This is a genomic window from Chromatiaceae bacterium (assembly GCA_016714645.1).
GTDB lineage: Bacteria > Pseudomonadota > Gammaproteobacteria > Chromatiales > Chromatiaceae > M0108.
The window spans coordinates 816592-843293 of sequence record JADKCI010000004.1; the positions used below are offsets into that span (position 1 = coordinate 816592).

A 26702-nucleotide genomic window follows, 5' to 3' on the forward strand; every position below is an offset into this window, starting at 1 on the left:
TCCGCTTCGAGGGCGAAACGGTCTGGCTCACCCAGCAGTTGATGGCCGACCTGTTCCAGACGACCCAGCAGAACGTCAGTTTTCATCTCCAGAACATCTACGAGGAAGGCGAGCTGCATCCCGAGGCAACTCACAAGGAATTCTTGTCGGTTCGTCGCGAGGGCAAGAGGGATGTACAGCGCACTCTCGATTTCTACAACCTCGACGCGATCATCCCCATGCGCATGGGCGATTGGGTGGCCAAGCTCGACGGCTTCCTTCGCCTCAACGAGCGCGAAATCCTCACCCACGGCGGGCGCATTGCCCACGAGGAGGCGGTCGGTCACGCCACCCAGGAGTACGACGCTTTCCACCGCGAACGCCTCGCCGAGAAGGCCGCAAGGCCTGACGACTTTGACGAAGCTGTGCGCGCGCTGCCGGCGGCGAAGCCTGCACGCAAGAAGAAGCGGCGAGCGCCATGATCGCTGACCTCAAGCCGTACGTTGAGTACAAGGAGTCGGGGCTGCCGTGGCTCGGGCGGGTGCCGGGCCATTGGGTGACAAAACGCGGTAAATCCTACTTGGTCGCTATCGACGAACGGTCGAAGACCGGGAGAGAGGAGCTTCTCACTGTTAGCTCCGCTCGCGGGGTGGTACCTCGCAGTAGCGCCAGCGTGACGATGTTCAAGGCTGAGTCCTACGTGGGACACAAGCTATGCTGGCCTGGAGACCTTGTGATCAACAGTCTCTGGGCGTGGGCCGGCGGATTGGGTGTGTCTCAGCATCATGGAATCATCAGCACCGCCTATAGCGTGTATCGGAGCCGTCCTTCAGCGCAGATCAACCCTCGCTTTCTGCATGAGTTGGTCCGTTCCTCAGCGTTTCACTGGGAACTGCAGGTCAGATCCAAGGGCGTCTGGATTTCCCGTCTACAGCTGACCGACACAGGGTTTCTTGATGCGCCAATACCACTCCCCCCGCCCGACGAGCAGGCGGCGATTGTGCGGTTTCTGGACTGGGCGAACGGGCGGCTGGAGCGGGCGATCCGGGCGAAGCGGAAGGTGATCGCGCTGCTGGGCGAGCAGAAGCAGGCCATCATCCACAGCGCCGTCACCCGCGGCCTCGACCCCTCCGTCCCCCTCAAACCCTCCGGCATCCCCTGGCTCGGCGACATTCCGCAGCATTGGGAGGTTCGGCGCGTGAAGCAGGCAACTCGTATCCTTCGCGGGAAGTTCTCTCATAGGCCGCGTAATGATGCTTCTCTCTATGACGGCAAGTATCCGTTCATCCAAACGGGAGTGGTGGCCCAAGCTTCGAAGCTGATCACGAGTTACAGCCAGTCCCTCAATGAAAAAGGGCTGGCTGTCAGCAAGCTGTTTCCAAGCGGAACGCTTGTAATGACAATCGCGGCGAACATTGGAGAAGTCGCGGTTCTGACATTCGATGCATGTTTTCCGGATTCCATCGTTGGGTTCGTCCCCACGACAAGCGTTGATCGTGACTACCTCTACATGGTCTTCTTGTGCATGAAACCAGAACTATTGCGCGAAGCACCAGTGAACACGCAGGGCAATCTGAACGTGGAGAGAATCGGAGCGATGGGAATGCCTTTTCCATCCCTTGGCGAGCAGAGGCAAATTGCCAAGCGGGCTGAGGTCGAGACTGCGGCGTTTGACTCAACCATCTCCCGCCTCGAACGCGAAATCGAACTCCTCCGCGAATACCGCACCCGTCTCGTCGCCGACGTGGTGACCGGCAAGCTCGATGTGCGCGAGGCGGCGGCGCGGCTGCCCGACGAAGCGCCGCTCGACACCGCCGAGGACGACGCCGAGCTGGCCGATGAGGCCGAGGCCGCTGACGAGGAGGCCGCGGTATGACCGTCCCGGCGCAGCCCAAGCTGTACCACATCGTGCATGTGGACCGGCTGCGGTCCGTCCTGGCCGACGGGCAACTGTCGTGTGACCGCGAGGTGCTGCGTCGCGGCTCGCAGGGCGGCGAGTTGGGCACGACGATCGGCATGAGTGGCATCAAGCATCGGCGGTTGAATGAGTTGCGGCTTTCCAGCCATCCCGAGCTGTTTGTCGGTGACTGCGTTCCGTTCTACTTCTGCCCGCGCTCGGTGATGCTCTACCTGATCCATCAGGCCAATCACCCGGAACTGACCTACCGGGGCGGTCAGGAGCCGATTCTTCATCTGGAGGCGGACCTGCAAGCCGTAGTGCATTGGGCACAGCAGCAGGGCCTGCGGTGGGCGTTTACCCTGTCCAACGCCGGAGCCTATTACTTTGAGGACCGGTGCGATCTCGCTCAGCTTGGCGAGATCGACTGGGCCGCCGTGCAGGCCCGCGACTGGAAGAGCTTGAAGGAAGGCAAGCAGGCCGAGTTTCTGCTGGAGCGCGCCTTTCCGTGGCATCTGGTGGCGCGCATCGGCGTAAAGTCTAGCGAAACCCATGGCAAGGTCATGCACGCCTTGTCCGCTTCGCAGCATCGGCCATCGGTCGAGCTGCGGCCGGACTGGTACTACTGAGTGAGGGTTCGACCATGATCGAGCACACAAGCGGCGATATTCTGCGCAGCGACACTGAAGCCCTGGTCAACACGGTCAACTGTGTGGGCGTGATGGGGCGCGGCATCGCCCTGCAGTTCAAGCAGATCTTCCCCGCCAACTTCGAGGCCTACGCCGCCGCATGCAAGCGTCAGGAGGTGCAGCCAGGCCGCATGTTCGTATTCGACACCGGCCAACTGACACCGCCGCGCTACATCATCAACTTTCCCACCAAGCGGCATTGGCGCGGCAAGAGCCGCATGGAGGATATCGACGCCGGCCTGGTGGCACTGGTGGCGACCATCCGCGAGCGCGGCATCCGTTCCATCGCTATTCCACCGCTGGGCAGCGGCTTGGGCGGGCTGGACTGGGCGCAGGTGCGGCCGCGCATCGAGTCCGCGCTGGGTGAGCTCGAGGGTTTGCGCGTGATGGTGTTCGAGCCGGGTGGGGCGCCCGCTGCCGACACGATCAAGCATCAGCGCGACGTGCCGAAGATGACGCCTGGGCGTGCTGCGCTGGTGGAACTGCTGAACCGCTACCTGCGTGGGCTACTCGACCCTTTCGTGACGCTGCTGGAAGCCCACAAGCTGATGTATTTCATGCAGGAGGCGGGGCAGCCGCTGCGCTTGCGTTACAAGCAAGCTCCGTACGGGCCGTACGCCGAGAATCTTCGGCATGTGCTGCGCGAGATCGAGGGTTATCTGATTTCGGGCTACGCCGATGGCGGCGATGCCCCGGACAAGCAGTTGCAATTGGTGCCCGGCGCTGCGGAAGAGGCCGAGGCGTTCCTGTCCGCCGATTCCGATACGCGGGCGCGCTTCGAGCGCGTGGCCGAGTTGGTGCAGGGCTTCGAAACCCCGTTCGGGCTGGAACTGCTGGCGACGGTGCATTGGGTGATGACGCGGCAGGGCGCGGCCAGCCTGGATGCGGTGGTCGAGCACACCTACGCATGGAACGATCGCAAGCGGCAGTTCACGCCGCGCCAGATCGGCATTGCCGTGGACTGTCTGACGCGTAAGGGCTGGGTAACCGGGGATGCTCATGCGGGCGTGGGCCGCGAGTTCACTTGATGGGCACTTGATCGAACCTGCGGGAGCAAGCGTTTGACCACCGACACCAGCGAGAAGGGCCTTGAAACGCTGATCGTGCGGCACATGACCGGCACGGATGGTCTCGCCGCTGCGTCGAACAGGGTCGCCGAGCGGCCGCCGCCCTACGGCGGCACCGGCTACTCCGCCGGTGGCGCGCAGGACTACGACCGCGCCCACGCGCTCGACGTGCCGCAGCTCTTCGCCTTCCTCCGCGCCGGGCAGCCCGAGGCGTTCAAGAAGCTGGCGCTGGCCGACGCGAACGATCCGAAGGACATCAACCGCCTCAAGTTCCTCGCCCGCCTGTCGGCTGAGATCGGCAAGCGCGGCGTCATCGACGTGCTGCGCAAGGGCGTGGAGCACGGGCCGGTGCACTTCGACCTCTTCTACGGCACGCCGTCGCCGGGCAACGCCAGGGCCGAGAAGCTGCACGCAGAGAACCGCTTCTCGATCACGCGCCAGCTCGCCTACAGCATGGACGAGACGCGCCGCGCGCTCGACCTGTGCCTGTTCATCAACGGCCTGCCCATCGCCACCTTCGAGCTGAAGAACAGCCTGACCAAGCAGACCGTCGAGGACGCCGTCCAGCAGTACAAGCGCGACCGCGACCCGCGCGAGCGGCTGTTCGAGTTCGGCCGCTGCGTGGTGCACTTCGCGGTGGACGACAGCGAGGTGCGGATGTGCACCGAGCTGCGCGGCAAGGGCTCGTGGTTCCTGCCCTTCAACAAGGGCTACAACGACGGCGCGGGCAACCCGCCCAACCCGCACGGCCTCAAGACCGACTACCTGTGGAAAGAGGTGCTCACGCCGGCGGGGCTGACCAACATCCTCGAGAACTACGCGCAGGTCGTCGAGGAAAAGGACCCGCGCACCGGCAAGAAGAAGCGCAAGCAGGTGTGGCCGCGCTACCACCAGTTGAACCTCGTGCGGCAGGCGCTGGCCGATGTGCGCGCGCATGGCGCGGGCAAGCGCTACCTGATCCAGCACTCGGCGGGCAGCGGCAAGTCGAACTCCATCGCCTGGCTGGCGCACCAGCTCATCGGCCTCAAGCGCGACGGCATCGAACGGGAGGTCTTCGACTCGGTCATCGTGGTGACTGACCGGCGCATCCTCGATAGCCAGATCCAGGCGACCATCAAGCAGTTCATGCAGGTGGGCGCGACCGTGGGCCACGCCGAGCGCTCCGGCGACCTGCGCAAGTTCATCGAGGAGGGCAAGAAGATCATCGTCTCGACGGTGCAGAAGTTCCCCTTCATCCTCGACGAGATCGCGACCGAGGGCGGCAAGACCTTCGCCATCGTCATCGACGAGGCGCACTCCAGCCAGGGCGGCAAGACCTCGGCGGCCATGAGCCAGGCGCTCGGTGCGCCGGCGGAAGACGAAGATGGCCCCGACCCCGAGGACACGGTGAACGCCGCCCTCGAGAAGCGCATGGCGGCGCGCAAGATGCTGACCAACGCCAGCTACTTCGCCTTCACCGCCACGCCCAAGAACAAGACGCTGGAGATGTTCGGCGAGCCGCTGCCGCCCGACGCCGAGGGCAAGGTCAAGCACCGGCCGTTCCACAGCTACACCATGAAGCAGGCGGTCGAGGAGGGCTTCATCCTCGACGTGCTCAAGGCCTACACGCCGGTGGACAGCTACTACAAGCTGGTCAAGAAGACCGAGGACGACCCGGAGTTCGACACCAAGAGGGCGAAGAAGAAGCTGCGCCGCTACGTGGAGAGCCACGACCACGCGATCCGCCTCAAGGCCGAGATCATGGTGGACCACTTCCACGAGCAGGTGCTGGCCGCCGGCAAGATCGGCGGGCAGGCGCGGGCGATGGTGGTCACCAGCGGCATCGAGCGGGCCATCCAGTACTTTCACGCCTTCAAGGCGTACCTGGTGGAGCGCAAGAGCCCGTACCAGGCGATCGTCGCCTTCTCGGGCGAGCATGACTACGACGGCGCCAAGGTGAGCGAGGCGTCGCTCAACGGCTTTCCGAGCGGCGACATCGCCGGGAAGATCCAGACCGACCCCTACCGCTTCCTGATCTGCGCCGACAAGTTCCAGACCGGCTACGACGAGCCGCTGCTGCACACGATGTACGTGGACAAGCCGCTCTCGGGCATCAAGGCGGTGCAGACCCTGTCGCGGCTCAACCGCGCGCACCCGCAGAAGCACGACTGCTTCGTGCTCGACTTCCAGAACAACAGCGAGGCGATCACCTTCGCCTTCCAGGACTACTACCGCACCACGCTGCTCGCCGAAGAGACCGACCCCAACAAGCTGCACGACCTCAAGGGGGCGCTCGACGCCGCGCAGGTCTACTCCCCCGAGCAGGTGCAGCGGTTGGTGGCGCTGTTTCTGGACGACGCGGATCGCGACCAGCTCGACCCGATCCTCGATGCCTGCGTGGCGGTCTACGTGGACCGGCTCGACGAGGATGGCCAGGTGGACTTCAAGGGCAAGGCCAAGGTGTTCTGCCGCACCTACGCCTTCCTCTCGTCGGTGATCCCGTACAGCAACGCCGAGTGGGAGAAGCTCTCGATCTTCCTCGACCTGCTCACGCCCAAGCTGCCGGCGCCGAAGGAAGAGGACCTCGCCAAGGGCATCCTCGAGGCGATCGACATGGACAGCTACCGCGTCGAGAAGAAGGCGGCGATGAAGATCGCGCTGGCGGACCACGATGCGGAGATCGAGCCGGTGCCGACGGATGCAGGCGGGCGGAAGAGCGAGCCCGACCTGGATCGGCTGAGCAACATCCTGAAGTCATTCAACGAGCAGTTCGGGACACTGTTCACCGACACCGATCGAGTGGCCAAACGCATCCGCGAAGACATCGCGCCGAAGGTCGCCGCCGACATGGCCTACCGGAACGCGAAGGAGAACACGCCGCACACCGCGCGCATGGCGCACGACCAGGCGCTAGCCAAGGTGATGCAGCACCTGCTGAAGGACGACACGCAGGTCTACAAGCAGTTCGTGGAGAACGAGTCGTTCAAGCGGTTTGTCGGGGACATGGTGTATGCGATCACGAACCCATAGAGCGCGGGCTAACCACGGCGCGCCGACGACCGGCGCGCCGCCCCCCCCGGGGGCGGGGGGGGGGGCCGAAACCGAGAGATAGGGAAAACACGCACCGCGACGCCCCGCGACGCGCCTGGGAACCCGCCTGGGCGCCCAGCCGAACCGCCGCGGCCCGGCGCCGGCTCGGCGGCCACTACGGCTCGGGGCGCTTCCGGGGCGCAACTTTCGGGGACCGGTCACTCCCGGGGCGCGCCACCCCGGAGCGGCGCGCGGCGCACGTCCGCCAGCCAGCCACCCGGCGGCCCCCTGCGCACGACCGCGGGGGTAACAGTACAAAGCGGACAGCGCGGCGGCCGCGTTAGGCAAAAAAAAGACGGCCGACGCGGCGCCAGCCGGGGCCGCCGCCGGCCGCCGGGGCACGGGGGCGCCCCGGGGCCCCACCCCGGCGCCCGGGCGGGCCCGCCCGCGGCGCCGGGGCCCCCCCGGCCCGTAGTGGTATCCCACACAGAGAACTCCGCCGAAGTTCGCATCATCAGTGCCAGACCTGCCACCGCGCATGAGAAAAAAAGTATGAAGCCTGAAGACGTGCAAGACGAGTTGCGGCCAGAATACGACTTCGATTTTTCTAAGGCTGTGCGGGGCAAGTACTACAAACAATACATGGAAAGCTCTAATGTTGTCGTGCTTGAGCCGGATGTTGCTGCTGCTTTCCACAATGCCGACGCAGTAAATCAGGCACTAAGAGGGATGCTCAAATTCTCCGAACAAACATCTCGCCTAACATCGGGAAGAACGGCATCCGAGCCTTTTTCTCCTGAAGTAGAGAGAAAATGAGCCTAACGAATAAGGACAACACGTGTGAGCGAAGCGAACCACGAGTTGTCCTTATGGTTGGACGAGCCCGGCGGGTTGGCACGGAGCCTGTGAGAGGAAATATCTTTTTGCCGACCATTCCCCGGAGGCGATCTCGAAGATGGTGGTGGGAGAGAGGGTGGCTCAGCGACCGGAGCAGGGCTCCATCCGGACCATGTTGGCTGAAATTGCGTCAAACACGCCTGATTTTGAGCCGAGCACGCCCCTCGGGCGGGAATGGCCCGATGCGGGAGGTGAAGGGGGGCGGGTTACATCGCCGTCTCCAGGGTAACCGCCGCGGGTCTTGCTGCTGTTCCAGATGGGCGAGGAGGGGGAAGATCCCTGTGTGTCAACCTGCCTCCATACAGTCCCTGTTTGAAGTTACTGTAGATTTCAGGGTTCCGAAAGTAGGAGTCAGAGCGATGCCCAAACCCTTTTTGAAGGCAAGCGCGTGAAGCGCTGGGTGAACATCGAGCGGCCTGCTCTGCGCAAGCTGACACCACTGGACTGGTCGCTTGTTCTTGACGACTTGAAAGTCCCGCCCGGGAATGGACTCGAAGCATTGAAGGACGACCGGAAGGGGCAGCACAGCATCCGCATTAACAAGCAATGGCGAGTCTGCTTTGTTTGGACCCGGGATGGCGCTGCGAACGTTGAGATCGTCGACTACCACTGAAGGAAATAACTATGCGTACTGTGCCACCTGTCTCTCCGGGTGAAATGCTCGAAGAAGAATTCCTGAAGCCACTTGGGCTTACGAAGTATCGCCTGGCGAAGGACATCGGCGTTCCAGCGCAAAGGATCGGAGAAATCGTATCCGGCAAGCGTTCCGTGACAGCTGATACGGACCTCAGACTGTGCCGCTACTTCGGCCTGAGTGACGGCTGGTAGTTGCGAGGTCAAGCGGCCTACGACACAGCCATCGCCAAGGAAGCGCTGGCGGAAGAACTGGCCAGTATCCAAAGATGCTCACTCTTGGCCGCGTAACGGGTGCAGTCTAACCCCTCGCTTAGCTCGAACGTTATGCCGCATGAAGCCACAGCGCGGAGGTATCCGTGAATTTGACTCCGGATTCGAAGTCGTCGCCACGCAGTCCTGAACTGCCTGGAACCTGCAACGAAAGGTTTCTGGCAATCCGACAACTGACGCGTACGCTCGCCGTGCCCCTATCGGCGGAGGATTGCGCGATCCAGTCGATGCCGGATGCAAGCCCAGTAAAGTGGCATTTGGCGCACACGACGTGGTTTTTCGAGACCTTCGTGCTTGCACCGCATCAACCCGGCTACCGGCCTTTTGCGCTGCCCTATCGCGTTCTCTTCAATTCGTATTACAACACGGTCGGCGACCGACACCCTCGACCGGAGCGGGGAATGCTCTCGCGCCCGGGACTATTAGAGGTGCTCGCGTATCGCGATCATGTAGACGAGGCCATGCTCGAAATGTTTGCCGGAGAGCGATCGCTCCCCGAGGTCGACGCCTTGATCGAGCTCGGGCTGCACCATGAGCAGCAGCATCAGGAGCTCATCCTGACCGATGTGAAACATCTTTTCTCGCGCAATCCCCTGAAGCCCGCATATCAACAGCAATGGCTGCTTACTCCGATTCAGGCGTGCAAGCGGGGATGGATTTCCTTCGGCGCCGGAATCTACGAAATTGGACATGCCGGCGCCGGGTTCTGTTTCGACAACGAGGCGCCGCGCCACCGTGTCTGGCTCGATGCGTTCCAGATCGCTTCGCACCCGGTGACCCACGGTGATTTCATGGAGTTCATCGACGAAGGCGGCTACCGGCGGCCGGAACTGTGGCTCTCCGCGGGGTGGGACGCGGTGACCACCCATGGCTGGCAGGCGCCCCAGTATTGGGAGCGTCGAGAGGGTGTTGGTGCGCGTTCACGCTTCATGGAGAGGTGCCCGTGGACCCGCATACGCCCGTTTGCCATGTAAGTTTCTACGAGGCCGATGCCTTTGCGCGTTGGGCCAAGGAACGACTGCCGACCGAAGCCGAGTGGGAGGTGGCCGCGCGCTGCGCGTCGCTCGCCGGAAACTTCCTTGAGAGCGGCGCGTTGCACCCGCTTGCGCTGCGCGAGGCGCCGGCCGACGGGACGCCCGCGCAGGCGTTTGGCGACGTCTGGGAATGGACGCGCAGCGACTACGGACCATACCCCGGCTTCCGGTCTGCCGCCGGCGCTGTCGGTGAGTACAACGGCAAGTTCATGAGCGGCCAATACGTCCTGCGCGGCGGATCGTGCGCGACACCCTTAAACCATATCCGCGGAACCTACCGAAACTTCTTTCCGCCCGATGCTCGCTGGCAGTTCTCGGGTCTGCGCCTCGCGCGCGAGGCCGAATGATGTTCCGGTCATCCAGCGCGCTGAATAAAGGCAGTCGCGGCATAACACCTCCTCGGATGCCGACCTGCTACGCCTGATCCACCGCTTCCTCATGGCGGGCGTGGTGGTGGACGGCCAGCTCGCCGCCACGCCGACATGGGGGCCGGCAGGCTACCGGGAACGACGCAAGCGCGGGGTAACGGCGCGCTCGGCGTGGAACACCCGCCCGTCGGCGCAGGGACCGTGGCGTTGATCGAAGACCCCGCCCTGGCCTTGGCGTTACCCCTGCGCTACTTCGAGACCCTGGGCGTACCGCGCCTTGCCACCCGGTAAGCATTCAATTCATCGAACCGCCGGCTACGTGACCCGTTCGTCCGGTGGTGGGGGAGGGCGGGGCCGTGAGGCTTCTTCCTATCCCGATTGGGCCTCAGGTGCCGCAAACTGACAATTTTGCCGAGGTTGCATTCTGGTATCCGACTGGATACGCTTAGCCACATGAACACCTTTCACAGCTCAGATGAATTTGACGCTTGGCTTGCGGCATTGAAAGACAAGATAGGCCGTGCTCGCATCGCTCTTCGCATCCGCTCTGCCGAGCGACGCGCCATTGAGATGGCGCGGGCTTTGGATAAGGAGTAAACCATGGCCAAATTTTCCCCATTCGATGCTGCCGACTATCTCGACGATGAAGAAACCATCTCGGAATACATTACTGCTGCGCTTGAAGATTCCAACCCTGATGTGTTTCTAACCGCCGTGCGCGATGTAGCTCGCGCTCGTGGCATGGCGCAACTCGCCAAAGATGCAGGCCTTGGGCGCGAAAGCCTCTACAAAGCTCTTACGCCCGGCGCAAAGCCACGCTATGACACAATGCTCAAGCTACTTCGTGCTCTCGGTGTGAAACTCTCCGCTTCTCCCGTTCATTCATGAGTTGCTTGCCAGTACATGACGCGATGCCCAACCCATCATTCCACCGGGCGCTGCGCTCGCTTACCCCCGCCTTGGCGCCGGCTTGCGCCTGCGTCGCCCCCTGACTCTTGCTGGTCATGTATAATTTGACCTGTTGCATGGTGATCCGCTTGCCGGACATTCCCGCCCCTTTTCGTTGCGAAAATGCCCGCTACCTTAGCCTCCAAAAACGGCCAAGATAGTTGTCGTCAACCGGCCAAGATAATTGTCACCAAACAATCCTTAAAGGTTTTCTGCGGTTCTGAGGTTCCCCCGAAATTTAGTCTTCCAAGGGTGACGTAGACGGTCTGTCACACGGGAGACGATGATGCAGAAGATTCCGAAGCAAGCGTACACCGCCGAGTTCGAGAACAGGCGGTGAAGCAGGATCAGGACTGGCAAGCGCGTGGGCGCGGTCGCCAGGAGGGGTCTGGTCGAGCAGACCCTGCGCAACTGGGTGAAGGCGTTCGACGTCGTTACACTCAACGGCGCGGGCGCCGTGAAAGTGACGCCGGAGGGGATGGAGCTGTCGCGTCTGCGCGCGGAGAACGCGCGGCTCAAACGCGAGGTCGACATCTTAAAAAAAGCGACGGCGTACTTCGCGCGGGATGCGCTGTGAAGTACGCCTGGATTGATGCGCACCGCGACAGCTTCGCCCTGCACGAGCTGTGTGATGTCCTCGCCGTCCATGTCGGCGGCTACCGGCCTGGCCGGGTGGCGGCACAGCGGATCGCCGGGGCTGACGGATGCACCGTTGCTGGACCTGTTCAACCGCGCGGTCGTGGGCGGGTCGCTGCAGCCGCGCATCACGGCCGACCTGGTCACCGACGCGCTGATCATGGGTTGGTTTCGACGCCAGCTCAACCGCTTCAAGAACGAGCGGGTCTTCGGGGAGCACTTCGCCACCCGCGACGCCATGCAGGCCACCGCCTTCGCGTACATCGAGGGGTTCTACAACCGCACGCGTCGGCATTCCACCCCTCGGTTACCCTTCCCCGATGCAGTTTCTGAAGGACTGGATCAACCCTCGACAAGGAGAAAAGCAAGTCGCATGAACCCCTGTCCTTGGAAGACGAAAAACCGAGGGAACCTCAGACATAGGGAAAGAACTCACGATCGGCCCTGAGCATGTGCCGGGCCACCACGTCATGGGCCAGAAACTGGAACAACTCGCTGATACCCAGGGTCCCCGCCTGGAAGTGGCTGACCAGGACTCTGGCATTTTCGACCAAACCGCGATGGAGTGCGGCGTGGTCGGCGGCGCCGGGATAGCCCGCGGCGAGGAGGATGGCCTCCTCGTCGGCGAAATGCTGGACGACGTTCTGAATGAGGCCATCGACCAGGCTGGCGATCTCGTCCGCCGGTCGGGCGGAGAGGACGGTGGCGAGCAGGCCGTTGGCGTCGGCGAAGAGGCCGCGATGCTGGCGGTCAATGAGGGCCTGGCCGCATTCATAGGCCGGATGCCAGTTCAGTTGCACGAAGCCCGCCTCGACGTTCTCACCGAGGCCGCCGCGCTCGGGGCGCTCGGGGGCGGCCTCGACCCGGTTGCGCCCCGCGGTCTTGGCGCGATAGAGGGCGGCATCGGCCCGTTTGAACCAGGATTCCCAGGTCTCCCCGGGCAGGCACTCGGCCACGCCCAGGCTCGCCGTCAGGTGGCCGACTGGCGGGAATAGCGTCCCGGCGATGGTGGCGCGCAGCCGCTCCGCCATCAGGGCCGCGGAGGTCAGGGTGGCGTTGGGGGTCAGGACCACGAACTCCTCTCCGCCCCAGCGGGTCAGGGAATCCGTGACGCGCAGGCTGGAGCGCACCCGGGCCGCCAGGCCCGCCAGGACCTGATCGCCGCTGACGTGGCCATAGGTATCGTTGATTTTTTTGAAGAAATCGATATCGATGAACATGAGGCTCAAGGGATGGTTATGGCGCTTCAAGCGCTCCATCTCGTTGGCCACGGCCTCCTCCAGGCGCCGCCGGTTCCAGGCACCGGTCAGCTTGTCGGTACTGGCCAGGTTCTCCAGTTCCACGTAGGCCTGCTGCAACCGGCGGTGGTTCTGGCGCAGGTGCTCCAAGGCATGCCGGATGGTGATGTGGGTGTTGACCCGCGCACGCAAGACCTCCACCGGGTAGGGCTTGGTCACGAAGTCCACCGCCCCAGCCTCCAGCCCCCGCGCCTCCACTTCCGTGTCCTGATTGGCGGTGACGAAGATGACCGGAATGGCGGCGGTGACTGGGTCGGCCTTGAGGCGCCGGCAGACCTCCAGGCCGTCCAGATCCGGCAGTTGGTAGTCGAGCAGCAGCAGGTCCACCCCCTCGCGGGCCAGTTTCAGGGCCTCCATGCCCTGAGTGCTGAAGATGACGGTATAGCCCCGGGGGTCCAGGATCTCACCCAGCAGGGCGAGGCTGGTCGGGTCGTCGTCCACCACCAGTATCCGGGGGGCATCGAGGCGGGTCGCTTCGTCAAGCAGGCCGTCGGGGCTCAAGCCCTTGTCTTTCATGATGGCAATTTCTCCCATAATAGCGTCAGGGTGTCCAGGGCCCGAGCGTACTCGAATTGACTGATCTGTTCGAGCAGCGCATTTCGTAGGCTGGTGATCTCGGGGTTGCCCCAATCGCCGCCCAGGCGTTGTAACAGGGCCCCGGGCACCTTGCGGTGCTTATTGAGCCAGGCCTCGATCTCGGCCAGGTCCTGGCGGCGTGTGTCGGCGCCGCCGGGGCTGGCCGGCAGTGGCTCCGCAGGGTTGGCCAGTTCCGGGAGCCTGGGCGATGGCCGCCAGAACCTGACCCAGGGCCGGCTGGCGGTCCTGGGGGTCCAGATGGGCCGGCCACCAGTCCGGGGCCAGCGCCGCGGCCACCTCGTAACCCAGGAGCCGGGCCAGGTTATCGCTGACCCAGGTCAGGGGCCAATCCGGGGCGTCGAGCCGCCGGCTATAGAGGACGACCGGGCTGGCGGCCAGTACCATGGCGAGGCGGTCGGAGGTTGCCCCCAGTTGGGCGCGTTCCCGGGTCAGTTCCACTTGGGCCCAGGCCTTTTCCAGAGTCGCCGGGAGTTTGTGGAGTGAGCGGTGCCCTCACGCTCGCTGAGGTACCTGATGATGTTACCGCGGTGCAGTGCGGCTCAGGGTGTCCTCCAGGCGCTGGGCCGCAGCGCAGCGGGTGGTGGCCAGCACCGCGCGGATGCGGCTATTGTAGCGCTTGACCCTGCCGTTCCTGGAATTTCTGTCGCGGGGTCATGGCCTTGGCCAGACTGATATCCTTGAGGGTGGCCGCAACCCAGCCAGGTCGCGGCCCCGGGGCATCTTCTCCAGAAAACGTGACGGCGGCAAGAGAGACGCCGTTTGCGGTCATGGCCTAGCCACGCTGTTCCATCGGAACATAGTGGGCCTGGGTCCGACCCGTATAGACCTGACGCGGACGGGCGATGCGGCTGGTCGGGGCCTGATTCTGCTCCCACCAGTGGGCGATCCAGCCGGGCAGACGCCCGATGGAGAACATGACGGTGAACATGTTGGTGGGGATACCGATGGCGCGCAGGAGGATGCCGCTGTAGAAATCGACGTTGGGGTAGAGGTTGCGCTCGATGAAATAGGGGTCGGAGCGGGCGATCTCCTCCAGCCGGCGGGCGATGTCCAGAGCGGATCATTGCCACACAACTGCGGCACCAGTTCCTCCGCCACCTTCTGCAGCATCTGGGCACGCGGATCGAAATTCTTGTACACCCGATGACCGAAGCCCATCAACCGTACCTTGCTGTTTTTGTCCTTGGCGAGCCCGACGTACTCCTCCGGGGTCATGTTGCCCTTGTGGATCTGCTCCAGCATATCCAGCACCTCGACGTTGGCACCGCCATGGAGGGGTCCCCACAGGGCGCAGACCCCGGCGGCGCAGGAGGCAAAGAGGTTGGCGCCGCTGGAGCCCACTACTCGCACCGTCGAGGTCGAGCAGTTCTGCTCGTGGTCGGCGTGCAGGGTCAGGATCAAGTTCATGGCCTTGGTGACGATGTCCGGGCAGATATACTGGTGATAGGGCTGCGAAAACATCATGTGCAGGAAGTTGGGCACATAGCGCAGCGCCGGGTCCGGGTAGATGTAGGGGACGCCGCGGGAATGACGATAGGCGTAGGCGGCGATGGTGCGGATCTTGCTGATCAGGCGGGCGGTAGCGATGCGGAATTGGTGCTCGTCCTCCAGTTCGTGCAGTTCCGGATGGTAACAGGCCAGGGAGTTGATCATGGCCGAGAGGATGGCCATGGGCGGGGCGTTGTGCGGGAAGCCCTCGAACTGATTCTTCATGCCCTCGTCGAGGTAGGCGAAGCGCGTCAGGTCGGCGGAAAAGGCGTCATACTGCTTTTGGTCAGGCAGTTGGCCAAAGATCAGCAGTAGGGCCACCTCGATGAAGGTGGGACTGGCGGCGAATTCCTCGATGGGGATGCCCCGATAGCGCAGGATGCCCTGATCGCCGTCGATAAAGGTGATGGCGCTCTCGCAACTGCCGGTGTTGCCGTAGCCCGGATCGAGGGTGATGTGGCCGGTCTGGGCCCGGAGATTGGAGATGTCGATGGCGCGCTCGCCCTCGCTGCCCTCCACAACGGGGAAGCGGTAGCTTTTGCCGTCCAGGGTCAGGGTGGCGGGTTCCAGGATGCGGGTCGGGTTGGCTTGCTGGGTCGTTATCATTATGGTGGACTCCTTGGCGTGGGATGGTGGCGGAGTTGGGGGCTTAAGGGCACCAAATGGGTGCGAACGGGTGGCCTGAGGGCCGAATGGCTTTTCGGCCCCCCCGTGGACACTCAAGTGTAAGCATACCAACCTCCCGCCGGTCACGGGGTGTCCGTCATCGTCAAGGGCCAAGTTTTTGCCGCGCGGGTGGGGTTGGCGGCCGCGCGGGCGTCCCGTTCCGGCGGTCGTGGCGCCGCTGGGTGAAATCTATCCGGGTCCAGGCTTGACTTGAGGTTGCGGCGTGCTAAGTAAGCCCCCGGATTTTCGGGCCCTCTGGCGAGTGGGATCACCTGAATTCCAGGCCGCCTTGTGTTCTACGTCAAGGCTCCTTTTGGCCCTGTTTCCGCAACCCCAGGCCGTGACGCTCAAGGCGGCGGATGGTGCCAACCTGGAGGCCCTTGCCAGGGCCGCGCACCAGTTCAAGGCAGCGCGGCAACCCTCGGCGCCCTCCGGCTTGGACGCCTGGCCGAGTCGATCGAAGCCGCGGCGCGGGCCAGCGACTCCGCCGCGGCCGGTGCCGCCATGGCCGACTTTCGCGGGCTGGCCCAGGCCTCCCGGACGGCCTTGGGGTAAATCCGTAACGCGGGATTGGGTGCCACCCACTAGTGCGCCACCCCTGATCAGCCTTCGTCAAGACCAGACCGCGATACCTGTCATGGCCATAGGCAAGGCCCAGGACATCCGCGCCCCACGGGATGTCGCCTGAAGGATACGGGATCATGTTCAGGCTTAATCATCCCACACCGCTAGGAGGCCGATGCGCGCTTTCCGCTCCATCTCGCCATGAGTCGCATCGATGTGGGCGGCAGTCAAGTGTTCAAGGCCGTGGTGCGGGATCTCACCGAGACGCACGCCAGATGCAGGCCCTGCAGCGGGCGCGTGACGAGGCCCTTGCGGCGGACCGGGCCAAGAGCGAGTTTCTGGCGATGATGAGCCACGAGATCCGCACCCCGATGAATGATGTCCTGGGCATGCTGGAACTGTTGCGGGACAGTTCCCTGACCAGCCACCAGCTTGATCTCATTCGACGCGGGGCGGGCCTTCGACTTGGCGATCCTAGATATGCAGATGCCCGAGATGGATGGGATCGAGCTGGCGCAACGGATCAAGGGCGATGCCGGGTTGGGCGCCATCCGACTGATCATGCTGAGTTCGCTGGGATATCCGGGAGCTGAGGCGCGCCGTTCGGGCATCGAGGTGAAACTTCTCAAGCCGGTGCGCGAACGCTGGCTGCATGACGCCGCCGTCCAGGTCCAGGTCCTGGGCATGGTGAGGTCGGAGGCTAGGACCGCGACCCTCGTCCCCGCAAAACGCGCAAACCGTCCCTTTAACGCCCAGGTCCTGGTCGCCGAGGACAGCATGGTGAACCAGAAGGTGGTGACCCTGAACTGGCTAATGGGCCTTACGACCTGATCCTGATGGATGTCCAGATGCCCGTGCTCAGTGGTCACGAGGCCACGCGGCTACTGCGTGCCGAGGAATTGGCGCGGGGCAATGGCGAGCATATTCCGGTCATCGCCATGACGGCGGGCCTCGCCGCCCATGACCAGTCGGCCTGTCTCGCCTCGGGCATGTTAGCCCGGAGGTCGGGTTAGGCTGCGCTAACCTGACCTCCGGATCTACCGGTTAGTTTTGAGCCCTGACTCAGGGACAGGCCTTCTTGTCGCCTGGGACCTTGCCGGTCAACTGCAGGAAGGTATCGAAAGGCCCCATGACGCCCATGGCCTCCATCTTGGGTCCCTTGAACTGGAGTTTACCCGTCGCCATGGCGCCCATGGCCCCGCAGCCGAAGCTACCTGCGCCCATGCAAGCCCAGTCCTCGTCCGTGGCGTTCATCACATAATCGATATCGGCCTTGAGGCTCGTGGATTTCACCTTGCCGCCATAGGTGCAGAGGGCCTTGCCATCCTTATCGCTGATCTGCAGTTCCACGCGGCTGGCGTCGCCGCACTTAGTGCGATAGAGCTGAATGACCTTGTAGCCGCGACCGGCGTTATTGGCCGCCCAGGCTGAGCCGGCCAGCCCCTTGGTGAGTTCGGGGGCCTTGTTCCAGGCCTCGCAGGCCGCGGTGGCCCAGTCGGCATCCATGAAGGTAGCGGCTTGAGCTTGGGCCGAGAGGCCCAGGGCCAGTAAGGGTAGGGTGAGCGTGGCGTAACGGATCATGCGGTCGTCCTCTTGGGAGTGGTGGGCGGACCCGGTTGGTCGCCCCTTCTTGTTGGGATTGTTATGATAAGGTTGGCTATGCTAGTGGTCCCCTGGCTCTTTATGCAACTCCCGCGCGGGTGATAACCACCCTCGGCGGTGGCGGAAGGGGCCGGGCGGCAGCGGGTGGGGCGGGCGGGGGACGCCGTGAATACATCCCTGTAGGCTTGGCGACAGCATCCCTGCTGTCGACACCCCCGCCCACCCCACCCGCTGCCGCCCGGCCTGGGAAACTCAAATCTCAGCTACTGCCGTTGGTTTTGTCATCTTTTTAAAGGAGTCAGGGCGCATGAGGCTCCCGGGTCACGGGGTAACCAGGGGTGGGTCGTTAGCCGCCTCATGATCGACGGCCGCGCCCTGGTCGTACGGGTTGGGGGGGTCATAGCGGCCACCGTGGCGCTGGCGATCGCGCTGGCCTTGCTGCTGGCCTTTCTGAAATTTGATCAGCGCCTGCTGGACGTCACGGTGGCCCGGCTGGGGCTAGTGGCCGAGGAGGTGCGTCGTCAGAGCGAGACGGGGCTGGCCCTGGGTCTGGAGTTGGCGGAACTGGAGGATTTGAGCAGGGTTTTGCCCCGCGCCGCCAGCACGCGCGATGTCTTGCACATCGACATTCTGGATGACCAGGGCGCGGTGCTGTTTTCCTCCACCGCCGATCGCATCGGCTCTAGGGCCGATCTGGCGGGGCTGACTGCCGAGGCCGGTGGTCGGCTTGGCCATCGGATCCAGGACCGCGAATTGCTGCTCACCGCCCGGCTGGGCAATGGCTTTGATCCGGTGGTGGGCAAGGTGGCGGTGTACGCGGATCTGACCGCGCAGCACCAGGCCCTGGAACAGGTGCGACGCGAACTTCTGTCATCCGCCGGGCCCGTGATGGTCGTCGCCCTGCTTCTGACCCTCCTGGCGGTGTTCCTGACCCTGCGGCTGTCTGGAAGGGCTGATGGCGGGCCCGACCTCAAACATCAAGATCACGGCGGGCCCCTTAAGCCGGGCGAGGGGCGGCTGAGGTTGCGCCTGGCGCGCGAAAAGACGGGAAATCAAACCTAAAATGCTTGTGCCAACAGGGAACCCGGCCAGAAATCGCGATCCGATACGGACGCTGGTATTTCGCCTGACGGCGATCGCGGTGGCGGTGCTGCTCGTCCTGTCCCTGCTGGCGTCCTGGCTGGCGTTGCACAGTTTCGAAGGGGTGCTGTATCCCGAACTGCGGCTGAAGGCGGCGGGGGTGGCCGAGATCCTGTCCCGACAAATCAATCGGGCGCTGGATTACGACATACCGCTCCAGAAATTGCCAGGGTTGGCCGAGGCCCTGGAGCGAGAGACGCGGGTTCATGCCGATATCGCCTCCTCCCGGGTGGAGGATCTTCAGGGTCAGGTCCTGGCGGCCTATGGAACCCCGTCCAGCCGCTTGGCTGGGCCGGGCGGCGGGATGGCCACCGCGGACTATGAAATCGTCGAACCCCTGATCGGTCATGGCCTGACCCAGGCGTACCTGCGGTTATCGCTGGATCCCGATTGGCTGACCCGGGCCTCCTTCGATCTGATGCTGGAGGTGGCCTCCGTGATCCTGGTCTCGGTGCTGGTGACCTTCGAGGTGCTGTTGCTGGTCGTCAATCTGTCCATGGCCAGGGTCAAGAGCCGGAATCCCGGGAAACCAGGGGTGGCCTCGCCTAGGCCGCCGGTCAACCTGGTCTTCCTGCGCCTGCCGGTTTTCCTGTTTTGCCTGTCGGAAGAACTGTCGCGGCCCTTCATGCCGACCTATGCCCAGCACCTGGCCCCCACCGCCCCCTGGCTGCCCGTCGATCTGGCGGTCAGCCTGCCTATTACCCTCTTCATGCTGGTCTGGGCCCTGTCCCAGCCCACGGGGGCGCGATTTTCCGGACGGGTGGGGCGCCGGTCCGCCTTTATCGTAGCGGCGGGGCTCTCGGCGCTGGGGCTGACCATGACCGCCCTGACCGACCATCTGCTGACCTTTCTGCTCTGGCGCTGCGTGACGGCCCTGGGTTATGGCCTGGCCTTGATTACCGCCCAGGGGGTGGTCGTTGACCATACGACGGGGAACAATCGCGCTAGCGGACTGGCGCTCTTTATCGGCGCCCTCCTGGCCGCCGGGGTATGCGGCCCGGTTGCCGGTGGCATCATCGCCGATCAGGCCGGCGCCTCCGCCACCCTCTTGGTGGGGGCCTGCGCGGCGCTGGCCGCCGCCGTCGCCTTGGTCCTGCTCTTAGGACGCGACCTGCGACTCGCGGCGGAGGGGTTTTCCGCCCCCCACGCCGGGAGTCATGCCAAACGCCCCGCGATTGCCAAACTGGCAGGCGATACGCGCTTCGCCGCCCTCATGACCCTGTCCGCCATTCCGGCCAAGATTGCGGCCACGAGCGTGCTATTCTTCCTAACCCCACTCCTGCTGGCGGAAAGCGGGGCGGGCAAGGCGGAGATAGGCCGGGTCCAGATGCTGTATTTCCTGGCCTTCATCATCATTTCGCCCCTGGCCGCTACCCTCTCCGACCGTTGGCAGGTCCGACGCGGTTTCATTATCGTGGGTGGCCTGGCGACCCTGGCCGGGCTAGCCCCCATGGCCCTGTTGGACCAGGGGTGGAGCGCCGCCCTGGCCCTGGCCCTGTTCGGTGTCGCCCAGGCCCTGATCAGCGCGCCCCAACTGACCCTGGTGACCCAAATCTCCTCCCGGGTGCGGGTGGCGGAGATCACGGCCATTGGCTGGTTTCGCATGTTGGAGCGTCTGGGTGGCGCCTTGGGGCCCCTCTTGGCGGTGGCGCTGGCGGCGGCCTGGTCTTACCATGCGGCGGTTCTGGGGATGGGTTTGCTCTGTGGCGTTAGCGCCTTATTATTCGGGTTGCTTTATCGCGGGGCCCCGCCTGCGACCGCCCGACCGGAGATGCGTTCATGATGTTTCTTTCCCGTCGACAGTGGCTGCGATGGAGCGGTGCGGCCGGCGTGACGCTGCTGACGGGCGGTTTGCCGGTCCTGGCCGCCACCCCCGAGCGCACCTTCCGCATTCACATGGTGCTTGGCCGCGGGGAAGGGGCCAACGAGGCAGGTTTCAAGGACTACCTCGCCCGGCGCGGGCTGCGGGCCGAATACACCATCCATGACGCGGGCGGTGATCCCGAGCGGATCGCCGCCATCCTCGAGGAGCTGCGGTACGCCCGCCCCGATCTGATTTACACCTGGGGTACCCCCCAGACCCGCGGCGTGGTCGGGGCCTGGGACGATCCGGAGCCAGAACGTTATATCCGCGATATACCCGTCCTCTTCACCTATGTCGCCGCGCCCCTCGACGCCAGGATAGTGCCTAATCTGGAGCGGCCGGGGGGCAATGTCAGCGGTACCGTCCACATAGCCCCGATCGTTGCTCAGGTGAACACGATTCTGGCTTATCGCTCCATCAAGCGCCTGGGGGTGGTCTTTAATCCCGCGGAGCGCAATTCCTTCCTGGCGGTCGAGGGGCTGCGCCAGGAGTGGGGCAAGCGCGGCCTGGCGCTGATCGAGCAGCCGGTGCCGCTGACCGAGGGTAAACCCGACCCGGCGGACATCCCCCCCATGATCAGCCGCTGTCGGGACCAGGGGGCGGAAATGCTCTACATCGGCCCCGACACCTTTATCGCCACGACCCATCGCAAGCTCGTAGCCGATACGGCGCTGGCGCTGCGTCTGCCCAGCTTTTCCGTCACCGAACTGATCGTCCGTTCGGACCAGGGGCTCTTTGCCCTCTCCAGTTCCGCTTATGGCATCGGGCGGCTGACCGGGGTCAAGGCGGTGCAGATTCTTCTGGAGGGGCGGTCCCCCGGCGATCTCCCGGTGGAGACGCTCCGGCGGTTCTCGGTGGTGATCAATATGGCCACGGCCAAGGCCCTGTCCTTCTACCCGCCTCTGAGCCTGTTGAATTTCGCCGAGGTGGTAGGGGTATGAACTGGCAACCGCACCAAGACGCGCTCGCCCGGCTGGCGGCCCTTCTGCCGGCGGGGGTGAGCGGGCGCCTGCTCTGCGCCGCCGACGCCGACACCTTGGCCGGGCTGCGTTTTGAAGTGGTCAGTCGGCAACTTGCGGATCCCAATTGCTATCGGCTGGAGGCGGAAAGCCCCGATTTCCCGGCGAGCCATCTGGGGCAGGCGGGTCCGGGGGAAAAGGGTGTCATCGCCGGCTTGTTTGACACCACCGGGGTGCTGATCGGCTATGCCGCCTTGACCCTACCAGGACCGGGGGAGCCCAGCCGCGCCGACCTGCTGAACCTGCCGTCGGCACAGAGGTCTCTGGTCGCCTATCTCGCCTCGGCCATGGTGCGGGCCGATTGGCAAAAGCATGGCCTGCATCACGCCCTGGTGGAGTGGCGGCTGATATTGGCCGGCGCGCTGGGGCGGCGACATGCGGTGTCCGCCGTTTGGCCGGGCAACCATCAAAGCTGGGGGCATCTGGTGGCCCATGGACTGCGCGGCAAAAAACTGGCGCGGGTGGAGAAGGGACTGCTGCGCCTGGTGGTCCATCGCGACCTGTTGGCGCCCCCGCCCCTGCCTGACCCCTTGTCCCTCCGGCTGATTCCCCTGGCCCTGCTGGCGGACCAGATGGTCCTGTTCGACGAGGGTTACTGGCTATGGCGCCGGCTCCGGCCGCCGGATCATATCCTGGCCGAGTTGGCCCGGCCTTTGCCGGAGGAGGGTCAGACCTGATGCCAGCCCTGGGGATTACCGCCCGCTTTATCATCGCCCTGGTCGGCACCGTCCTGTTCGCCTGGCTGGCGGCCATTGGTTTCTGGACCCACGATCACACGGAGCGCCGCGATGCCGCCCTCGAGGCCCATGCGCACCTGGTACTGCAGGACCTGACCTCGGCCCTGGAGACGCGGTTGAGCCTGGGTCTGCCCCTGGCCCAACTGCCGGAGGTGGACCGCCTCCTGGAGGAGGCGCGCCGAAAAATTACCGGCTTGCGCGCGGTGGCGGTGCTGGATGACCAGGGGCGGGTGCTGTTTTCCACCAACCCGGTGGAAATTGGCGAACGACTCCTGGATAAGACGGGGCTGGGGGCGGGCGCTGGCCGGCGGGTCGATGGCGATGATGAAATTTTCTGGCTGCCGGTGACCAATGATTACGGCACCATCGCGGGCATCTCCCTGGTTCGGCTGTCCGCTGGCTCCTCCCGCGAGGGGGGGGTTGACTTCGCCCTGTCCCTCATTGTGCGGGCGGCCCCCACGCTGGGGATCCTGGGCCTCCTGGCGGTGGGGCTGGGTTATGGGCTGGCCCAACGCCTGAATCGCCGGCTGGCTTTGACCTCGGCGGCGCTGGCGGGGCTGGGGCGGAACCCGGAAGAGGGGGTGGCGGCCATCGGGGTGGGCGGCGGCCTGGGTTTGCCGCTGGCCGATTTTGCCACCGCCACGGCGGACCGTCATCACCGGATGGCGGAGGTTGAGGAAGAATTGGTGCGACTTGATGAAATGGCGTGAATCGGGCGGGTGGTCATCGTGAAGGCCCCGGTTAAGCCCTTGGCCCCCCGTGTCAATCCGGGCGCGGCCCGTCTCCTGCCCTTCCTGGCGGTGTTGCTGGCCCTGATGGTGCTGGTCGTGGTTTCGCTCCTGGGCTTCGGTGAAACCCGGGAGACCCTGACCAGGGTACGTGTCGCGGGAGCCACCGCCGCCGCCCGCTCCATCGCCACGGATCTCGACCGCGCCATCGGTTATGGCGTGCCCCTGACCGAATTGCCCGGGGTGGAGCCCTATCTGGAAACGCGGCTGGAGAGCCTGTCCGAGCTGCGGTTTTTCGTGGTCACCGGGTCCGATGGCCGGCGGCTCTATCACTCCGGCATCGGCGCCAGCCAGGTGGATGACCTGCTGCCAAAGGTGGCGCCCGCGTTACTGGCAGACGGATCGGCCGAAGAGGGCCTGGCCCGGCTGGACATCGAACCCTTCGCCCTGGTGCGGGTACCCCTGGTGGCGGAGAGCGGCGCCGTCTGGGCGGCGGTGGAGCCGGGAGAGATCACCCGCAACCTGACTCATAAAATTCTGGCGGCCTGGCCCTTCTGGGTGGGTTGTCTGCTGTTGGCCCTGGCCTGGGCAGCGGTGGCGGCCCGGGGCGGTGTTTTGGAGCCCCTGGCCCGGCTGGCGGCGGCCATGCGCGCCGCGGGCGAGGGCCGTTTTGATCGACTCCTGGTGCGTCGCGCCCGCGATGGGGTGGGCCAATGCCTCATGGCCTTCAATGCCATCGTCGCCGGTCTCCATGCCCGGCGGCTGGGGGTTATCGCGCAGGCCGAGGACGTGCGCCACGCGGTATTCGATCCCGAGGTGGCGGCTGCGGCGGCGGTGGCCCAGGACGCCGTCCTGGCGGATCTGGGCGAGGGGCTGGCGACCGCGCCGGCGCGGTTCCGTGATCCACGCTCCAGCGATGCCGATCTCTTCGCCTTGACCCTGGCCGCGGCGGGGTTGATGACCATCACCGACGGGCTGGTGGGGGGGCTGCCCCCGCAGCCGATCATGATCGTGGTGGCCGGGACCTTGCTGGTCGGGCTGGCCCTGGGCTGGATCCTGGGTTGGCGGCGCTGGCTGGCGGTAACCGTGGCGGCCCTCTTTCTGGCCGTCCTCCTGATCAATGGCTTCTCGGTGCCGGAAGGCCTGGCGGTGCTCGCCATGGATGGGGTCTCGGGCGTGGTGGTGGGTCTGGCCTGGGGCGTGGCCTGGCAGCAACGCCGCGCGTCCAGGGTCACCGGAGGCCTGGGGGGCGGTATCTGGGTCCTGATGGCGGGCTCCCTGGCGGGGGTGGCCCTGGCCTGGGGCCTCCTCGGCGATCTCCTCACCATTAGTGTCGGCGCCGTCCTGCTGGCGATGATTTCATTAGCGGGAGCCCTGACCGCTCCAGGGCGAAGAGAATGAAGATGCCACCATGCTGCTGAGAACCCGCATCATTGTCTTTGTCCTGCTGGTGGTTTCCGCGGTCGCCGGGCTGGTTTTTACGGTGGGCTCCCTGCGGGAGGAGGAACTGGGTCGCCGGATCACCGAGCTGCGGTTGCAGCAATTGGAACAGGCCTGGAACTTTGCCTTAATGGGCACCGCCGACGACGTCGCGGAGCGACTCGTCAGCCAGGCGGCCTTGTCCGAAACCCGGTTAATCGACGCCATTCAACACGGCGATCAGCAGGGGCTGGCCCGCTTGGCCGAGACCACCTTCATGGATGAGGCCTTTCTGCGCGTCGATATTCTGGGCGAGGGCGGCCAATTGCTGTGGGCGAGTGGGGATGGGATGGAACATCCGCCGCTCCTGGGGGCTGGCCGGCTGGCGGAGATGCGTCAGAAGGGTCGTACCCTCAGTGGTGCCCGGGCCCTGCAGGATGGCGGTTTGGGGGTGGTCGGGGCCGTCTCGGTCGTGGAACCGGAAACCGATCGCCTGGTGGGCGGGCTCGCAGCCGCCATTCGCCTGACCAAGGTGCTGGAAGTCTTTCAACAGGGGACCGGGGGCCGACTCTTTGTCAGTGATGCCGCGGGCCGACTGGTTTTCGGCAAGGACGATGGTTTGTGGCGGCGGGCGCGGGATGCCTCGGCCCCCGGCCGGCGGGGCCTGACCCTGATCAATTACGACGACCGATATCAGGAGGTGGCGCTGTTGCCCATCGCCGATCTGATGGGGGGGCGCCTGGCGACGCTGTTGCTGGTGCGTGACGTGACCGAGGCGGTGGCAAGCCGGATGCTCTGGGACCGGGTCCTGGGCGGGGTGATCGCCATCGTCTTCATCGCCGCCATGCTGTTGCTGTTCTTTTATCTGCGGCGCAATTTCGCAGTGCTGAATGACGCAGTGGCGGCGCTGCACGATTTGTCGCGCGGCCAGCGGGGCGGCTATGTCGAACTGCCCCATGGGTCCGACGAGATCGGTCGCATTGCCGAGGCGGTCGAGGCCTTTGGCCAGGCGGTGGGCGAAGTGGCGCGGGTGGGCGTCCAGCGCGAACGCCGCCAGCATCGGCAGCAGCGCTTTATCCGTCGCCAGATGGAGCAGTTGGCCGCGACGCTGCAGGATGAGGCCCGTAGCGAGTTGCTGAATGAACTAAGACAGATGGAGACGGCGGCCAGCGATCCCCAATCGGCCCAGTCCAAGGGGGTGGGTGACGAACTGGGCCTGATTGCCCTGGGATTTTCGCGGTTGGCCACCAAGGTCAGCGTGCAGCAGGTTCAGTTGATCCAACTGGTCCGCGACCTCCGGGAGTCGCTGGAGGACAAGCGCAAGCTCATCAGCCTGCAGCAGGAATTGGCCATCGCGGCCACCATGCAGTTGTCCATCCTCCCCCGCCATTTTCCGGTATTGCCGATGCTGGACATGATTGCCAGCATGGACCCGGCCAAGGAAGTGGGCGGCGACTTCTACGATGTCTTCGAGGTGCGGGAGGGCGTTCTGGGGGTGGTGGTGGCGGACGTGTCGGGCAAGGGTATTCCCGCCGCCTTCTTCATGCTCATTAGCCGCACCATGTTACGCACCGTCGCCGTGGGGGGCGAGGGTCCCGCGGAGACCCTGTCGCGCCTGAACGACCTGCTGGCGGCGGAAAATGAACAGACCATGTTCGTCACGGTGTTTTACGCCGAAATCGAACTGGCGACGGGGGTGATCACCTATTGCAGCGGGGGGCATAATCCGCCCTACGTGGTGCGGGCCGGGGGGAGGGTGGAAATGGTGGACCCCACGGTGGGCCTGGCGCTGGCGGCCTTCCCCGATATGCCCTTTGGTGAGAAGACCCTGACCCTGAGCCGCGGAGATACCCTCTTTATGTACACGGATGGGGTTAACGAGGCCTTCGCCCTGGATGACACCATGTATGGGGTCGAGCGCCTGCAACAGGCCCTGGTCGCCGGTGGGCCACCTGCCTCGGCTCCGGAGGCCTTGGACCGGGTGATGTCCGATCTCAAGGTCTTTACCCGCGGGGCGGCACAATCCGACGACATCACTGGCATGGTGGTGCATTGGAAAGGGTGAACCCATTGCCGGCCGGCCTGGCTTGAGACCACCCAGACCAGGCGGACTTCGACAAGGGCGGACACGGGATTTTGGGACATGAGGG

The 26702-nt window shown here is 64.7% G+C and carries 22 protein-coding genes and 6 pseudogenes; 23 read left to right on the forward strand and 5 right to left on the reverse strand.

Annotation, left to right across the window (positions count from 1 at the left end; all coding sequences use genetic code 11):
• The first annotated feature begins 41 nt into the window (after positions 1-41).
• The 13 genes and pseudogenes from IPN92_15560 (at position 42) to IPN92_15620 (ending at position 11807) form a co-directional block, all read left to right on the forward strand.
• Positions 42-461, forward strand: coding sequence for a virulence RhuM family protein (locus IPN92_15560; GenBank protein MBK8639614.1), 420 nt, complete (start codon positions 42-44; stop codon positions 459-461).
• Positions 458-1855, forward strand: coding sequence for a restriction endonuclease subunit S (locus IPN92_15565; GenBank protein ID MBK8639615.1), 1398 nt, complete (start codon positions 458-460; stop codon positions 1853-1855). The genes IPN92_15560 and IPN92_15565 overlap by 4 nt, the downstream gene beginning before the upstream one ends.
• Positions 1852-2505: a DUF4433 domain-containing protein gene (locus IPN92_15570; GenBank protein ID MBK8639616.1), complete on the forward strand. Its 654-nt coding sequence runs from the start codon at positions 1852-1854 to the stop codon at positions 2503-2505. The genes IPN92_15565 and IPN92_15570 overlap by 4 nt, the downstream gene beginning before the upstream one ends.
• A gap of 14 nt (positions 2506-2519) precedes the next feature.
• Positions 2520-3593, forward strand: coding sequence for a macro domain-containing protein (locus IPN92_15575; GenBank protein ID MBK8639617.1), 1074 nt, complete (start codon positions 2520-2522; stop codon positions 3591-3593).
• 33 nt (positions 3594-3626) lie between these two features.
• Positions 3627-6641, forward strand: a complete 3015-nt coding sequence (locus tag IPN92_15580; GenBank protein MBK8639618.1) for a type I restriction endonuclease subunit R — start codon at positions 3627-3629, stop codon at positions 6639-6641.
• Between the two features lie 552 nt (positions 6642-7193).
• A complete protein-coding gene (locus tag IPN92_15585) occupies positions 7194-7457 on the forward strand; it encodes a hypothetical protein (protein MBK8639619.1) in 264 nt (87 codons plus the stop codon).
• A 469-nt stretch (positions 7458-7926) separates the two neighbouring features.
• Positions 7927-8151 carry a type II toxin-antitoxin system RelE/ParE family toxin gene (locus IPN92_15590; protein MBK8639620.1) on the forward strand — a complete coding sequence of 75 codons (225 nt, stop codon included), beginning with the start codon at positions 7927-7929 and terminating at the stop codon, positions 8149-8151.
• An 11-nt stretch (positions 8152-8162) separates the two neighbouring features.
• Positions 8163-8462, forward strand: a pseudogene (locus IPN92_15595) (HigA family addiction module antidote protein).
• Between the two features lie 209 nt (positions 8463-8671).
• Positions 8672-9825 (forward strand): annotated as a pseudogene (locus tag IPN92_15600) (ergothioneine biosynthesis protein EgtB).
• Between the two features lie 136 nt (positions 9826-9961).
• Positions 9962-10137 (forward strand): annotated as a pseudogene (locus IPN92_15605) (maturase).
• A 162-nt stretch (positions 10138-10299) separates the two neighbouring features.
• Positions 10300-10443: a hypothetical protein gene (locus IPN92_15610; GenBank protein MBK8639621.1), complete on the forward strand. Its 144-nt coding sequence runs from the start codon at positions 10300-10302 to the stop codon at positions 10441-10443.
• A gap of 3 nt (positions 10444-10446) precedes the next feature.
• A complete protein-coding gene (locus IPN92_15615) occupies positions 10447-10734 on the forward strand; it encodes a putative addiction module antidote protein (protein MBK8639622.1) in 288 nt (95 codons plus the stop codon).
• Between the two features lie 406 nt (positions 10735-11140).
• A pseudogene (locus IPN92_15620) lies at positions 11141-11807 on the forward strand (IS3 family transposase).
• 36 nt (positions 11808-11843) lie between these two features.
• Here the strand turns inward: IPN92_15620 and IPN92_15625 are convergent.
• The 4 genes and pseudogenes from IPN92_15625 to IPN92_15640 all read right to left on the reverse strand — a co-directional run bounded on the left by IPN92_15625 (position 11844) and on the right by IPN92_15640 (position 15419).
• Positions 11844-13244 (reverse strand): diguanylate cyclase, encoded by a 1401-nt coding sequence (locus IPN92_15625; GenBank protein ID MBK8639623.1) that lies wholly within the window; start codon positions 13242-13244, stop codon positions 11844-11846.
• Between the two features lie 159 nt (positions 13245-13403).
• Positions 13404-13763, reverse strand: coding sequence for a hypothetical protein (locus tag IPN92_15630; GenBank protein MBK8639624.1), 360 nt, complete (start codon positions 13761-13763; stop codon positions 13404-13406).
• 166 nt (positions 13764-13929) lie between these two features.
• On the reverse strand, positions 13930-14094 hold the full coding sequence (locus IPN92_15635) for a hypothetical protein (GenBank protein ID MBK8639625.1): 165 nt from the start codon (positions 14092-14094) through the stop codon (positions 13930-13932).
• 3 nt (positions 14095-14097) lie between these two features.
• Positions 14098-15419 (reverse strand): annotated as a pseudogene (locus IPN92_15640) (citrate synthase).
• A 737-nt stretch (positions 15420-16156) separates the two neighbouring features.
• Between IPN92_15640 and IPN92_15645 the strand changes: the two are divergent.
• The 3 genes and pseudogenes from IPN92_15645 (at position 16157) to IPN92_15655 (ending at position 17056) form a co-directional block, all read left to right on the forward strand.
• Positions 16157-16492, forward strand: a pseudogene (locus tag IPN92_15645) (hypothetical protein).
• A gap of 37 nt (positions 16493-16529) precedes the next feature.
• Entirely contained in the window at positions 16530-16874 is a 345-nt protein-coding gene (locus IPN92_15650) for a hypothetical protein (GenBank protein MBK8639626.1), read from the forward strand.
• Positions 16875-16879: 5 nt separating this feature from the next.
• Positions 16880-17056, forward strand: a complete 177-nt coding sequence (locus IPN92_15655; protein ID MBK8639627.1) for a hypothetical protein — start codon at positions 16880-16882, stop codon at positions 17054-17056.
• 49 nt (positions 17057-17105) lie between these two features.
• Here IPN92_15655 and IPN92_15660 read toward each other — a convergent pair whose 3' ends face one another.
• The gene (locus tag IPN92_15660) at positions 17106-17624 is read right to left on the reverse strand and encodes an SCP2 sterol-binding domain-containing protein (protein ID MBK8639628.1); all 519 of its coding nucleotides are present in this window, start codon (positions 17622-17624) and stop codon (positions 17106-17108) included.
• Between the two features lie 378 nt (positions 17625-18002).
• Here IPN92_15660 and IPN92_15665 point away from each other — a divergent pair, with 378 nt between their 5' ends.
• The 7 genes from IPN92_15665 to IPN92_15695 are packed head-to-tail and all read left to right on the forward strand — an operon-like array spanning position 18003 to position 26617.
• Positions 18003-18707: a hypothetical protein gene (locus IPN92_15665; protein ID MBK8639629.1), complete on the forward strand. Its 705-nt coding sequence runs from the start codon at positions 18003-18005 to the stop codon at positions 18705-18707.
• Between the two features lies 1 nt (position 18708).
• Positions 18709-20568: an MFS transporter gene (locus IPN92_15670; GenBank protein ID MBK8639630.1), complete on the forward strand. Its 1860-nt coding sequence runs from the start codon at positions 18709-18711 to the stop codon at positions 20566-20568.
• Complete coding sequence (locus IPN92_15675) at positions 20565-21590, forward strand: ABC transporter substrate-binding protein (GenBank protein MBK8639631.1); 1026 nt, start codon at positions 20565-20567, stop codon at positions 21588-21590. The genes IPN92_15670 and IPN92_15675 overlap by 4 nt, the downstream gene beginning before the upstream one ends.
• Positions 21587-22345 (forward strand): GNAT family N-acetyltransferase, encoded by a 759-nt coding sequence (locus tag IPN92_15680; protein ID MBK8639632.1) that lies wholly within the window; start codon positions 21587-21589, stop codon positions 22343-22345. Before IPN92_15675 ends, IPN92_15680 begins: the two co-directional genes overlap by 4 nt.
• Entirely contained in the window at positions 22345-23115 is a 771-nt protein-coding gene (locus IPN92_15685) for a PDC sensor domain-containing protein (GenBank protein ID MBK8639633.1), read from the forward strand. Before IPN92_15680 ends, IPN92_15685 begins: the two co-directional genes overlap by 1 nt.
• 18 nt (positions 23116-23133) lie before the next feature.
• A complete protein-coding gene (locus IPN92_15690; GenBank protein ID MBK8639634.1) occupies positions 23134-24534 on the forward strand; it encodes a US12 family protein in 1401 nt (466 codons plus the stop codon).
• A 10-nt stretch (positions 24535-24544) separates the two neighbouring features.
• A complete protein-coding gene (locus tag IPN92_15695) occupies positions 24545-26617 on the forward strand; it encodes a SpoIIE family protein phosphatase (protein ID MBK8639635.1) in 2073 nt (690 codons plus the stop codon).
• Positions 26618-26702 lie beyond the last annotated feature (85 nt).